The sequence below is a fragment of the Lachnospiraceae bacterium KGMB03038 genome (assembly GCA_007361935.1).
Lineage (GTDB): Bacteria > Bacillota > Clostridia > Lachnospirales > Lachnospiraceae > Massilistercora.
In genome coordinates this window covers 1,718,285-1,732,325 of record CP041667.1, presented here as the reverse complement: position 1 = coordinate 1,732,325, position 14,041 = coordinate 1,718,285, and the positions used below count along the sequence as shown (strand labels likewise).

Annotated in this window: 12 protein-coding genes; all 12 read left to right on the top strand. The window is 49.9% G+C overall.

Annotated elements, in window-relative coordinates; all coding sequences use genetic code 11:
- Positions 1–3 precede the first annotated feature (3 nt).
- The 12 genes from mutL to FND36_08240 all read left to right on the top strand — a co-directional run bounded on the left by mutL (position 4) and on the right by FND36_08240 (position 14,036).
- Entirely contained in the window at positions 4–1,998 is a 1,995-nt protein-coding gene (mutL, locus tag FND36_08295; GenBank protein ID QDW74036.1) for a DNA mismatch repair endonuclease MutL, read from the top strand.
- Positions 1,998–2,936 (top strand): tRNA (adenosine(37)-N6)-dimethylallyltransferase MiaA, encoded by a 939-nt coding sequence (gene miaA / locus FND36_08290; protein ID QDW75582.1) that lies wholly within the window; start codon positions 1,998–2,000, stop codon positions 2,934–2,936. Before mutL ends, miaA begins: the two co-directional genes overlap by 1 nt.
- The gene (locus FND36_08285) at positions 2,936–3,229 is read left to right on the top strand and encodes a hypothetical protein (GenBank protein QDW74035.1); all 294 of its coding nucleotides are present in this window, start codon (positions 2,936–2,938) and stop codon (positions 3,227–3,229) included. The genes miaA and FND36_08285 overlap by 1 nt, the downstream gene beginning before the upstream one ends.
- Before the next feature lie 17 nt (positions 3,230–3,246).
- Positions 3,247–4,530: a hypothetical protein gene (locus FND36_08280; protein ID QDW74034.1), complete on the top strand. Its 1,284-nt coding sequence runs from the start codon at positions 3,247–3,249 to the stop codon at positions 4,528–4,530.
- Between the two features lie 42 nt (positions 4,531–4,572).
- A complete protein-coding gene (locus tag FND36_08275) occupies positions 4,573–5,829 on the top strand; it encodes an NAD(P)/FAD-dependent oxidoreductase (protein ID QDW74033.1) in 1,257 nt (418 codons plus the stop codon).
- Between the two features lie 46 nt (positions 5,830–5,875).
- Entirely contained in the window at positions 5,876–7,525 is a 1,650-nt protein-coding gene (locus FND36_08270; protein QDW74032.1) for an FAD-dependent oxidoreductase, read from the top strand.
- Positions 7,526–7,618: 93 nt separating this feature from the next.
- On the top strand, positions 7,619–7,879 hold the full coding sequence (locus FND36_08265) for a DUF4321 domain-containing protein (GenBank protein QDW74031.1): 261 nt from the start codon (positions 7,619–7,621) through the stop codon (positions 7,877–7,879).
- Between the two features lie 36 nt (positions 7,880–7,915).
- Positions 7,916–8,620, top strand: a complete 705-nt coding sequence (locus FND36_08260) for a JAB domain-containing protein (GenBank protein QDW74030.1) — start codon at positions 7,916–7,918, stop codon at positions 8,618–8,620.
- Between the two features lie 5 nt (positions 8,621–8,625).
- Complete coding sequence (locus tag FND36_08255) at positions 8,626–9,648, top strand: rod shape-determining protein (GenBank protein ID QDW74029.1); 1,023 nt, start codon at positions 8,626–8,628, stop codon at positions 9,646–9,648.
- A 1-nt stretch (position 9,649) separates the two neighbouring features.
- Positions 9,650–10,579, top strand: a complete 930-nt coding sequence (gene mreC, locus FND36_08250) for a rod shape-determining protein MreC (GenBank protein ID QDW74028.1) — start codon at positions 9,650–9,652, stop codon at positions 10,577–10,579.
- 6 nt (positions 10,580–10,585) lie between these two features.
- On the top strand, positions 10,586–11,104 hold the full coding sequence (gene mreD, locus FND36_08245; protein ID QDW74027.1) for a rod shape-determining protein MreD: 519 nt from the start codon (positions 10,586–10,588) through the stop codon (positions 11,102–11,104).
- Positions 11,085–14,036 carry a penicillin-binding protein gene (locus FND36_08240; protein ID QDW74026.1) on the top strand — a complete coding sequence of 984 codons (2,952 nt, stop codon included), beginning with the start codon at positions 11,085–11,087 and terminating at the stop codon, positions 14,034–14,036. The genes mreD and FND36_08240 overlap by 20 nt, the downstream gene beginning before the upstream one ends.
- The last annotated feature ends 5 nt before the right edge of the window (positions 14,037–14,041 follow it).

Sequence of the window (14,041 nt, the reverse complement as noted above, 5' to 3'; positions counted from 1 at the left end):
AAGATGAACAAGATTCAAATACTGGATCCGATAACTATAGATAAGATCGCGGCTGGGGAAGTAATTGAGCGGCCGGCCTCTATTGTAAAAGAACTGGTGGAAAATTCCATTGATGCCGGAGCTACCGCCGTTACGGCAGAGATCAGAGAAGGCGGGATAGCTTATATCCGCATCGCTGACAACGGGAGCGGGATCGACAAATCTCAGGTCCCATCCGCCTTCCTGCGTCATTCCACCAGTAAGATCCGTACAGCGGAAGATTTGTCCCATATCGGGTCTTTAGGCTTCCGAGGCGAGGCTCTTTCCAGTATCGCCGCCGTTTCCCAGGTGGAATTGATCACCAAGACGGAAGAGGAAACCTTTGGAACCAGGTACCGGATCGCGGGAGGAAAAGAAGAAAGCCTTGAGGATACAGGCGCTAAAGACGGCACAACCTTTGTTGTCCGCCAGCTTTTCTACAATACGCCCGCAAGGCGCAAGTTTTTAAAGACAGCCATGACAGAAGCAGGGCACGTGGCAGATCTGATGACCCGCCTCGCCTTATCCCGCCCGGAGATTTCCTTCCAGTTTATCAACAATGGGCAGTCCAAACTCCACACCTCCGGGAATGGAAATCTAAAGGACGTGATCTACCATGTATACGGCCGAGAGATCACGGCAAATCTCTTGAAAGTAGAGTATGAAAAAAACGGCATCCGGATCAGCGGCTTCCTTGGAGCGCCTCTTATTTCCAGAGGGAACCGCAATTTTGAAACATATTTCATCAACGGCAGATACATCAAAAGCCAGGTGGTCTATAAGGCGATCGAAGATGGATATAAAGACTTTACCATGCAGCACAAGTATCCCTTTGTAGTACTGCATATAGAACTGGACGCAGAGACGGTGGATGTCAACGTCCATCCGGCCAAGATGGAACTGCGCTTTGGCAGCCAGCAGGAAGTCTACAACGCGGTGTTTGAGGCCGTAGACCAGACGCTTCACGGAAGAGAACTGATCCCGGAAGTGGGACTGGACGCGCCGGAAGAGCCCAAACCAGCTCCAGCGGTCCAACCAGCTCCTGCTGCCCAACCAGCATCCGGCGTTGACTTCCAAAGCAGCATTCAGAAGCAGCAGCCTTCCGGCGAGCGGGATCTGAACTATTTTATGGAAGAAATGAAGAAAAGAGTCCGTTCCTATCACCAGCAGAATTCTTCCGCTGAGGTGCGAAAACAGGGGGACCTCTATAAACCAGGCCGTCAGATGGACCGAATCCGTGAAGCGGCCGCATATGCGGCCGCGCGGCCGAAACAGACACAAGAGGCGGGAGATGACCCGGCGCCAAAAGCCGAAACCGCAAAAACAGTCGGCCAGGAAACAACGAGAGAGCCTCGGCAGATGGAACTATTCGAGGATCATCTGCTAAAAGGGCAGGAACGGCCGGGTTATCGTCTGGTAGGTCAGATTTTTGAAACCTACTGGATCGTGCAGCTGGGTGATAAGATGTACATTATCGACCAGCACGCGGCCCATGAGCGGGTACTGTATGAGCGGACTTTAAAAGGGATGCAGACACGGGAATTCACTTCGCAGATGATCAGTCCGCCTATCATCTTGAACCTGACTATGCAGGAAAGCGAACTGTTAAAGACTTACATGGACCAGTTTACCCGGATAGGATTCCAGTTTGAAGAATTCGGCCAGGAGTCTTACGCCGTCCGGGCAGTGCCTGGGAATCTCTTTGGGATCGCTAAAAAAGAACTGCTTTTGGAGATGTTGGACGGATTATCAGATGAGCTCGCGCGCCATCACCGGACAGATCTGATCGACGAAAAGATCGCTTCCATGTCCTGTAAGGCGGCGGTCAAAGGGAACATGCGTCTGTCCGCTCAGGAAGTGGATGCGCTCATAGGGGAACTCCTTACTTTGGAAAATCCTTATCACTGCCCCCATGGAAGGCCCACGATCATCTCCATGTCCAAGCGGGAACTGGAAAAGAAATTCAAGAGGATTGTATGATGATGAAAAAACCACTGATCGTGCTTACTGGTCCTACCGCCGCCGGAAAGACCAGACTTTCTCTCCGGCTGGCGAAAGCTTTGGGCGGAGAGATCATTTCCGCAGATTCCATGCAGGTCTACAGGCACATGGATATCGGAACGGCAAAGATTTCCCGAGAGGAAATGGATGGAATTCCCCATCATCTGATCGATGTGCTGGAACCTTCGGAAGAATTCAATGTGGTAAGATTCCAGGATATGGCCCGCCAGGCCATGGATCAGATCTATGAGGCCGGCCATATTCCCATCGTGACCGGGGGGACAGGATTCTATATCCAGGCTCTTCTCTATGATGTTGATTTTCACGAACACAAAGAAGAAAGCGGACTGCGCCGCAGTCTCGCTCATCTGGCGGAAACAGAAGGGAAAGAGGCTCTTCACCAAAGACTTTCTCTGGCAGACCCGGAGTCTGCCAAGAAGATTCATCCCAATAATGTCAAGCGGGTCATCCGGGCGCTGGAATTCTACGAAGAGACGGGGATTCCGATCTCCCGGCACAACGAGGAAGAACGAAAGAAATCTTCCCCCTACCGGTTTGCTTACTTTGTCCTGACAGATGAGCGCTCTCATCTCTACAGCCGGATCGACAGACGGGTGGATCAGATGATAGAAGACGGACTGGTGGAAGAAGTCCGCAGTCTGAGAAATAAGGGGTATACAAAAAATATGGTCTCGATGCAGGGCCTTGGATACAAAGAGATCCTCGCCTATCTGGAAGACGATTGTTCTTTGGAGGAAGCGGTCTACCGGATCAAACGGGATACCAGGCATTTTGCCAAACGCCAGATCACATGGTTTAAACGGGAGCGGGATGTGATCTGGATCAATCAGAAAGATTTCAATTACGATGAAGATTTGATCTTACAGAAAATATTAAACGAGTGGGAGGGAGTATAATGCTGCAAAAAATCTTTCGGAGAAATCAGTTTTTGAAAAAAATGAATACACTGCTGGAGTTATATTCCTACAGTCAGAACGCCAAGACTACATACCGGGAACTCCTGGCTCTGGAGCCTTTGATCCGCACAGAGGGAGAGCGGGCGCTTTTCAATCTGAATCGGGCCTCGCTCCTCTATGATATGCGGCGGTTTAAAGAAGCGGCGGATATTCTTCTGGATATCCCGCCTTTAAATCCGGAATTTGATTCCAGATGCGCCCAGATGAAAACAAAGGTTATGGAAGCGATGTAAGAAAGGAATAAAAGAACATGCCAGATACAATAGATTTATATAAACAGATCGGAATCAGTAAAAAGGTCCTTCTGTTTGCCGAAGAAATAGAGAAAACACTGCAGGAACGTTTCAATGCCATCGATGAGATGGCGGAATATAACCAGATAAAGGTGATCCGCGCCATGCAGGAAAACCGGGTGAACGAAGCCTGTTTTAACTATGCCAGCGGCTATGGATACAGTGACCAGGGCAGAGATATTTTGGAGAAAGTATATGCCTCCGTTTTCCATACGGAAAGCGCTCTTGTGCGTCCTCAGATCACCTGCGGGACGCATGCCTTGTCGATTGCTCTGGCGGCTAATTTAAGGCCGGGAGACGAACTTTACTCCCCAGCCGGGAAGCCTTATGACACGCTGGAAGAAGTGATCGGCATACGCCCGTCCACCGGGTCTTTAGCCGAATATGGAGTCACTTATCGGCAGACAGACCTTCTTCCAGACGGAACTTTCGACTATGAAACCATCCGCAAAGAAATCCATGACGGCACAAAACTGATAACGATCCAGCGATCCAAAGGATATCAGACCCGGTCCAGCTTCTCCGTTGCCCAGATCGGAGAATTGATCTCGTTCGTAAAAAAGATCAAACCCGACGTGATCTGTATGGTAGATAATTGCTACGGAGAATTTGTGGAAGAATTGGAACCCAGCGATGTGGGAGCGGATCTGGTGGTTGGATCGCTGATCAAGAACCCGGGAGGAGGCCTGGCCCCCATTGGCGGTTATATTGCCGGAAAAGAAGAACTGATCGAAGCCTGCGCCTATCGCTTGACCTCCCCCGGACTTGGCCGGGAAGTGGGGGCTTCTCTTGGCGTGATGCAGTCCTTCTACCAGGGATTGTTCCTGGCCCCGGTGGTGACGGCAAGCGCCTTGAAAGGGGCTGTCTTTGCCGCGAATATCTATGAACGCCTGGGATTCCCGGTAATCCCCGATGGAAAGGAAAGCCGGCATGATATCATCCAGGCAGTGGAGCTTGGAAGTCCGGAAGCAGTTATCGCCTTCTGCCGGGGCATCCAGGCGGCGGCGCCGGTAGATTCTTATGTAACGCCGGAGCCGTGGGCTATGCCTGGATATGACAGTGACGTGATCATGGCGGCAGGCGCTTTTGTGCAGGGATCCTCCATCGAGCTTTCCGCTGACGGACCGATCAAGCCGCCTTACGCCGTGTATTTCCAAGGAGGGCTTACCTGGCCTCACGCTAAGCTTGGAATCTTAATGTCTCTGGAATATCTGACAAGAGAAAGGCTTGTTGACTTATAGCTATTTCTTGTGCCATACACAGAAGAAAGACAGGAGAAGCATATGAAAAAAATCGCAGTCGTAGGAGCGGGCGCATCCGGGATGACGGCGGCTATAGAGGCCGCCAGAGAAGCGTCCAGACAGGAAACCTTCTGCCAGATTTTCCTGCTGGAACATAAGGATCTGCCAGGTAAGAAAATCCTTTCTACCGGCAACGGCAGATGCAATCTGACCAATCAATTCCTGGATGTTTCCTGTTTCCACAGCCAGAATCCAGAAATTGTTTCAGATGTCCTGAGGCAGTTCGGATTTCAGGAAACACAAGACTTTTTTGCCAGCCTCGGACTTTTGACAAAATCCAGGAATGGATACATTTATCCTCAGTCCGACCAGGCCTCTGCGGTCCGCTCTCTTTTAGAATCGGAATTAAAACGGTGGAAAATCCCAGTCCATACCGGCGTCCATGTGGATAAGATCCGCAGAGAAAAAGAAGGCTTCCGTCTGAATTGTTCTGGAAAGCATTTTTATGCGGACCGAGTGATCCTGTCTGCCGGCGGAAAGGCGTCTTCTGTATTGGGATCCGATGGAAGCGGTTATCAGCTTGCGGCTTCCCTGGGCCATTCCTGTCTTCCAGTGGTCCCGGCGCTGGTGCAGCTGAAGATCAAGTCTAATCCCTTTGCCAAAGCCTCAGGAGTACGGGTGGAAGGAAGCGTAACGGCGGTCTGCAGCGGAAAAGAAGCGGCGAAAGACCGAGGGGAACTGCAGATTACCGACTATGGGATCTCAGGGATCCCTGTTTTTCAAGTGAGCCGCCATCTATCCATGGCGCTCCAAAAAAGAGAACGGGCAGAGCTTTTCGTAGACCTCGCTCCCTGGATGGAATCACAGGAAGCCTTATATCAATTTTTGGAAGCGCGAAGGACCGGAAACGAGTCGACATCTGCGGGAGATTTTCTCATCGGTCTGTTCCATCAAAAGTTGATTCCCCGGATCCTGGATCTTGCCAAAATCCGTATGACTGCGGCGGTGGGGGACTTGTCCCGGGAAAACCTGCAAAGACTGGCGCGGTGCTGTAAATCAGTCCGCCTCACGGTGTCGGATACTACAGGATTTGAGCACGCGCAGGTCTGCGCCGGAGGGATTCCGCTGTGTGAGATCAACAGCCATACCATGGAATCCAACTATACAAAGGGCCTTTATCTGACCGGGGAACTGCTGGATGCGGACGGCATCTGCGGAGGGTATAATCTGCAGTGGGCCTGGGCAACCGGATTCCTGGCGGGGCGGGCGGCGCTTAGGTCCCTCTTGCGGCGGCGGTAAAAAAAACGGCTTCTGGATTACAGGGGCGGACGACAGGAGAGAACGGATGATACAGATACAGCAGATCAAACTGAAAATCCCGCATACGGAAGCGGACCTGGAGAAGAAATTCTGCAGGCTTCTTCGTGTTTCGGGAAGACAGATCCGCTCCTGGCGGATCTTGAAACGCTCCTTGGATGCCAGGCGGCGGCCAGATCTTTTTTATGTCTATACAGTAGAAGCAGAAGCAGAAGATGAGCCGGCGTTAAAGAAGCGGTTGATAAAACAGGCAAATATCTTGTTCCGCCCGCCGCTTCCCGCATATTCCTATCATCCTTCCGGCACCAGGACTCTTTCCCACCGGCCTGTGATCACAGGCACAGGTCCCGCCGGGCTGTTCTGCGGCTACGCCCTGGCGCGCATGGGTTATCGTCCCATCTTGCTGGAAAGAGGGGCAAGCGTAGAAGAACGACAGAAAGATGTGGAAGAATTCTGGAAGACAGGAAATCTAAATCCAGAATCCAATGTGCAATTCGGAGAAGGCGGGGCGGGCACTTTTTCTGACGGCAAGTTAAACACGCTGGTCCACGACCCTGACGGAAGAGGGCGGGAAGTGCTGCGTCTGTTTGCGTCCCACGGAGCGCCGGAAGAGATTCTTTATGACAGTAAGCCTCACATTGGCACGGATAAACTGATCCAGGTGGTCCGGGCCCTGCGGGAATCTATCCTGCAGATGGGAGGCGAGTTCCGGTTCCGCACCAAATTAACAAAGATCCAGATCACAAAGCCGGAAGACGGGCGAAGACAGGTTCAGTCTGTCGGTCTGGAACATATCGGAAAGAACAGGCGGGATATGGAAAGCCTGGATACGGATGTGCTGGTCCTGGCCATCGGCCACAGCGCCAGAGACACCTTTACGCTTCTGGAACAAGAGGAGCTTCCTATGGAACCAAAAGCCTTTGCGGTTGGAGTGCGCATGGAGCATCCCCAGGAGCAGATCGACAGACGGCAGTACGGACGGGAGCGGGGAAAACTTCCGGCAGCCTCCTACAAGCTGACGGCGAATTTAGAGAACGGCCGGGGTGTCTATACTTTCTGCATGTGCCCAGGCGGATATGTGGTCAACGCCTCCTCAGAGCCTGGACGCTGCGCGGTCAACGGAATGAGTTACAGCGGACGGGACGGTCAAAATGCCAACAGCGCGGTGATCGTTACCGTAAGTCCTGAAGATTACCCGGGGGACGGCGTTTTAGCAGGGGTGGAATTTCAGCGCCGCCTGGAGGAAGCGGCCTACCGCGCGGGCGCGGGCAGTATTCCGGTCCAGTTATTCCAGGATTTCTGTCAGGATCAGCCCTCCCAGGGACCAGGGGAGATTCTTCCTCAGATCAAAGGCTCTTACACCTGGACCAATGTTCGTTCCATTTTCCCTTCCTTTCTGGCAAAAGCGCTGGAAGAAGGCGTACTGGCTTTTGACCGGAAGATCCCAGGATTCGCAAGAGGGGATGCCCTGATGTCTGGAGTGGAGAGCCGCACTTCCTCACCGGTACGTATTCTGCGGGATTCGGAATCTCTGGAATCTGCTGTGGGCGGAGTCTATCCCTGCGGGGAAGGCGCCGGTTACGCGGGCGGGATCACATCCGCGGCAATGGACGGACTGAAAGTGGCCCGCGCCATCAGCCAAATGTACCGTCCGTTCGACAAAGACAGGCAGGTTTAAGAAATTTTTAATGGGATAAGGCTATACACTTTTTCTGAAATATGATAGAATGTATTGAGTTTTTTAAGAGGCATGAGACGAGGAGGAGTACATATGAAGGGAACAAAAGGGAAGAACTCCTGGGCGTTATTTCTGCTAATCCTGGCGGGAATTGTCCTGGGCGGTTTTATCAGTGTGCTTGCGCAAGGAACATCAGCTTTAAGCTGGCTTTCCTATGGACAGTCCTTTGGGCTGGACGAGCCTGTTGTCCTGAATCTTGGGCTTCTAGTGCTTACCTTCTGCCTTCAGGTAAAGATTACCGTCGCAAGTATCATTGGTGTCATCATTGCGGTATTTATTTACCGCTTCTTGTAATCTCCATCCGGAGTGTCGTTATGAATCTAAAGAGAAATGAGTCATTCAAATACCATAAAAGAGATTCCGAGCACAGAGCGTCCTTACGAGAAATGTAGGGAAAGAGGGGCGGCGCTCTTAAGTGATTCCGAACTGCTGGCGGTTCTTCTAAGGACTGGCACCCGCGGTGAAAACGCCCTTGAATTAGCCAGGCGAATCCTGTACCATACAGGAGAGAAGGGGATTCTTGGAATTCATCAGCTCACCATGGAACAGCTTCTTAAGATCAAGGGAGTAGGACAAGTCAAAGCGGTACAGATTCTATGTTTGTCAGAGTTTTCCAAACGGCTTGCCAAGGCCCGCGCGCAGGAGAATCTCTGTTTCGCCACACCTGGGGCGATCGCCAGCTATTATATGGAAGATCTGCGGCATCAGAAACAGGAGGTCGCTAAACTTCTGCTTTTGAACGGGAAGGCTAGATTGATCGGAGAGACGGATATTTCAAAAGGTACCGTCAACGCGTCTTTGATCACACCCAGAGAATTGTTCCTGGAAGCGCTTCGCAAAGAAGCCGTATCCATTATCCTGCTGCACAATCATCCCAGCGGCGATCCTTCTCCCAGCGGCGAAGATATTTTGGTCACTGAACGGATCTTAAAGGCAGGAGAACTGATCGGAATTGAACTGTTAGATCATATCATTATTGGCAATAATTGTTATATCAGCTTCCGGGAGTCGGAGCTTTTATTTAAGAAAGGATAAAATCAATGGCTAGAAACACTTATGGACTGGATCTTGGCTCCTACGAGATCAAAGTTTATGATAAAAAGAAAGATACGATCTGGAAAGAAAAAGATGTCATCGCCATACGCAATAAAAAAGAAATCTTTGCTGTAGGAGACGATGCCTATGAAATGTTTGAAAAAGCGCCCGGCAATATCGAAGTGGTCTTTCCAATGAAAGAAGGCGTGATCTCCCGCTTCAATGATATGCAGTTTCTGCTGCAGAATCTCTTGAAGAAGGACCGGCAGTTTGCCAGAGGTTCCGAGTATGTGATCGCCGTTCCGACAGATGTGACGGAAGTAGAGAAAAAGGCTTTCTTTGATCTGGTCATCCATTCTACAGCCAAAGCAAGAGAAGTCAATATCGTGGAGCGTTCTATCGCCGACGCGGTGGGACTGGATCTGGACGTGGAGAATACAAAGGGTATCTTTATCGCGAATTTTGGCGGAGAAACCACTGAACTTTCAGTTCTTGCAGGAGGCGGTATGGTTTTAAATCGTCTGGTGAAGATTGGCGGCGTTACCTTTGATCAATCCCTGGTGAACCTGATCCGCCACAGTCATGATTTTCTGATCGGAAGACTGACGGCAGAGGTCCTCCGCAAACGTTTCGGCGTTTTTACAGGCGAATCGGAGGCGTCTATGACGGTTGCCGGCCGGGATCTGATCACAGGCGTTCCCATGCAGAAATCCATCTCTCTGGGCATAGTAAGAGCTTCTCTTAGGGATCCGCTTTTGGAGTGTGTGCGCTCCATCCTGTCCCTTTTGGACCGGACGCCGCCGGAAGTACGAACAGCCATCTATTCCAACGGGATCTATCTTACCGGAGGAATCGCCAATATGCCTGGACTGGACACTTATATTGAGAAGGGGACCGGTATCACTACAAGAGTGGCAAAAGACCCGGACATCTGCGCGGTGACAGGACTGAAAAAAATCATTATGTCGAAGGAATTAAGGCAGCTTGCCTATTCAATGTTAGATGAGAACTACAGGTGGATGAGGTAATATGAAGATCAAAAACCAATCGTCATTTCAAAGTAAATACTGGCTTTTTATCCTGATCGCCGTCTGTGTGATCCTGCTTGGCATTGGAAGCGTGGTAGACAGCAGCGGTCCTTTGCGGTTTATCGCTAATTATACGGTGATCCCGTTTCAAAAGGGCATAAGCTATGCGGGACAATGGATGAGCGACGTCTCTGAAAACTTCCAGACAATGGAAGATATGAAAGCAGAAAACGAAAGCCTGCAAAGCAAAGTAGACGAACTTACCATCGACAACACCAGATTGAGACAAGAGCAGTATGAGCTTGAGCGTTTGCGAGAACTTTATAAACTGGATGAAAATTATTCGGATTATGAGAAGATCGGCGCCAGGGTCATTTCGAATAACGGCACGAACTGGTTCAGCGATTTTACCATCGATAAAGGGTCTAATGACGGAATCAAGGTTAACTGCAATGTGCTTGCCGGAAGCGGTCTTGTAGGGATTGTAACGGAAGTAGGGCCTGATTACGCAAGGGTCCGCTCCATTATCGATGATTCCAGCAATATCAGCGCTATGATGCTTTCTACATCTGATCTGTGTATCGTGGAAGGAGACTTAGAACTGATCTCAGACGGCAGGCTCCGTTTTGAGCGTCTGCCTAATAATGACAATGAGATCGAGGTGGGCGAGCAGGTAGTTACCTCCCATGTCAGCGACCGGTTTGTGCAGGGGCTGTTTATCGGATATGTCAGCGAGATCGAGGTGGATTCCAATAATCTGACCCGGTCAGGTTATATCACACCGGCTGTGGATTTCAGCAAACTCCAGGAGGTGCTGGTGATCACCACTACCAAGGACGACCTGGTAAACGCGCAGACAGACGGCGCCGCATCCGAAGACACCTCGTCTGAAGATGCCGCATCCGAAGATGCAGGCGGGGAAGGAGAGTAGGATATCATGAAGCGGAGAATCATTACGATCCTGATCGTCTTGATCTGTTTTTTCCTGCAGGGGAGCCTGTTTCAGCGGTTGACATTCGCCTCGATCCGGCCAAATCTAATGATCGTTGTCACTGCTTCTTTTGGATTTATGAGAGGCCAAAAGGAAGGATTGTTTGTGGGATTTCTTTCCGGACTCTTGGTGGATCTGTTCTGGGGCTATGCCCTGGGATTTAATATCTTGTTATTTGCCATCGTCGGTTACCTAAACGGTATGTTTGAGCGTCTGTTTTATGAAGACGATATCAAACTGCCTATTGGCCTGATCGGCGCCAGTGAATTGTTTTACGGGGTCGTTACGTATATCGGCATGTATATGCTTCGGGGAAATTTCGCGTTTGGAACTCATTTGATCCAGATCATACTTCCCGAACTTGTCTATACGATCCTGGTCACCTTAGTGCTCTATCAAATCATCTTACACATCAACAAACGGCTGGAAGCAGAAGAACAAAGGAGTGCAAGCAAATTTGTATAGTTTATGGGAACGAATCAAATCCGGTATCTATGAGATCGTTAAATCAAGAAATTTTGTAGTCATAATTATTTTCTGTATTACTTCCGCTATTTTAGTACAGAGAGTATTTTTCCTTCAGATCGTTAAGGGAGAAGAATACGCGGACAATTATGAGCTGCAGATCCAGAAGACGAGAGAGGTGGAGGGAACCCGCGGAAATATCTACGACCGCAACGGCAAACTCCTGGCTTATAATGAGCTGGCCTATTCTGTGACGATCGAGGATAACGGAGAGTATGATTCTCAGAAAGAAAAGAATAAAGAGCTCAACCAGGTGATCTCCACTGTCATTGATATGGTAGAGGCAAACGGCGATTCCATCATTAATGATTTCGGGATTATTCTGGATCAAAATAATAATTATATGTTTGTGGCAGAATCGGACACACAGCGCCTGCGCTTTATCGCCGATGTATATGGACAGGCTACCATTGATAAACTGACAGACAAACAGAAAGAACAGACGGCCGATGAGATCATCCATTATCTCTGTACCGATGAAACATACGGATATGGTATCGATCAGGAGGAACTCAGCAAAGCGGAGGTCTTAAAACTGGTCAATGTCCGTTACGCTATTTCATTAAATAGTTATCAAAAATATATTCCGACTACGATCGCGGAGGACGTCAGCGAAGAGACGATGGCCGCGGTATCAGAAAATTTGGATACTCTGCAGGGGGTCAGCATTGAAGAAGAGTCCCTTCGCCGTTATACGGACAGCAAATATTTTGCTAATATCATCGGCTATACGGGCCAGATTTCCACAGAAGAGTACAACTCTCTCAGTGAAGAAGAGCAACAAGAGTATGACCAGACGGATACCGTGGGAAAATCCGGACTGGAACAGACCCTTGATTCCACTTTGAAAGGAAAGAAAGGTGAGGTCAAACTCTATGTCAACAATGTAGGAAAAGTTATTGAAACCGTCCAGGAGACAGAACCAGAAGCCGGCAATGACGTATATCTGACTATCGATGCGGATCTGCAGAAAGCCGCGTATGATATTCTGGAACAGGAGCTTGCTGGAATCCTTTTGTCAAAGCTGACCAATCAATTGGATTTTGATCGTACCGGTGTAGAGGATGCAAGCGACATCCTGATTCCGATCGGAGATGTCTACAACGCGTTTATCTCTAATGAGATCCTGGATATGGAACATTTTGCCCAGGAAGATGCAGGGACTACAGAAAAAGAAGTCTACGCTTCTTTTACAGCCAGAAAAGAAGAGGTGCTCCAGGAAATCAGCAGTATTCTGGATGATTCAGAAGCTTCCCCGTATCAGGATATGTCCAAAGAAACGCAGGCATATTTGTCATATATCGTCAATGACCTGCTGATGAGCGGTACCGGAGTCCTGATGTCAGACGTTATCGACACAGAGGATGACACTTACCAGGCATGGCGGACAGAAGAATCCATCAATATCTATACATTTTTAAATTACGCCATCTCTCAGAACTGGGTGGACACTTCCGCCCTGACAGATTATATGGAAGGGTCGGAAGAGTATTCCAACGCCGATGAAACTTACGCGGCGCTGAAGACTTATATCCTGGAAGCTTTGCAGGAGAACAGCAGCTTTGACAAGCTGATCTATGAGTATATGATCAAAGCCGGATCTGTCACAGGCAGACAAATCTGCATGATGATCTACGAACAGGGCGTACTGGAATATGATGAAGATCAGTACAACCGTCTCGCATCCGGAAGTATAGGAGCCTATGATTTCCTTCGCGGCAAGATCCAGACGCTGGAAATCACGCCCGGACAGCTGGGACTGGAACCCTGCACCGGCTCTCTTGTTATGACAGATCCTAACAATGGAGATGTGCTGGCCTGCGTATCTTATCCAGGATACGACAATAACCGGCTGGCCAATACCATGGACTCTGAATATTACAACAAACTGGTGACCGATCAGTCCCGTCCGTTTTATAATAACGCGACTCAGGAGAAGACGGCGCCCGGTTCCACTTATAAACCTTTGGTAGCGGTGGCTGGTCTTTCAGAAGGAGTGATCGACTTAAGTTCCCAGATCACCTGCCGGGGTATTTATGAAAAAGTAGAGCCGAATCCCAGATGCTGGATCTATCCGCAGGCTCACGGAACTTTGGACGTGGAAGGCGGGATTCAGAACTCCTGCAACTGTTTCTTCTACGAAGTGGGGTATCGGCTGAGTTTAAAAGACAACGGCCTCGACCAGGTGAAATCCGGCGATTTGAAAGGAGAAGCCACCTCCAGTTATTATTCCAGTAATCTGGGCACCGACACATTGGCGAAATACGCCGCATTATTCGGCCTCAACACCACATCCGGTGTGGAGATCCCAGAGGCTGAGCCTCAGATTTCGGACGAGTCTTCCGTACCTTCCGCCATTGGCCAGGGTACAAATAACTATACGACCACTCAACTGGCCCGGTATATTACGGCCATTGCAAATAAAGGAACTGTGTATGACCTGACACTTCTGGATAAAGTAACTTCTGTAGACGGAGAAGTCCTGAAGGAATATGAACCGGAAGTCACCAATACGCTGTCGGACGTTCCGTCTTCCACCTGGACCGCGGTCCACAATGGTATGCGCAACGTGGTATTGGTCGCGCAGAGCAGAATTTTCACAGAGCTGAACCGGGGAGGAGTGGAAATATCCGGTAAGACCGGTACCGCACAGCAGAGTAAGACCCATCCGGACCACGGGCTTTTCGTCGGATTCGCAAGCAGCAGCGACCCAGAAGTCGCTTTCGCGATCCGAATCGCCAACGGCTATAGTTCCACCTATGCCGCAGAGGTTGGAAGGGATATCATGAAATACTATTATGAGACAGATCCAGTGGAGGAGATCATCACTGGCGAAGCAGCAGATATCAGTACTTCAACCAGCGGAGACTAGGGGGG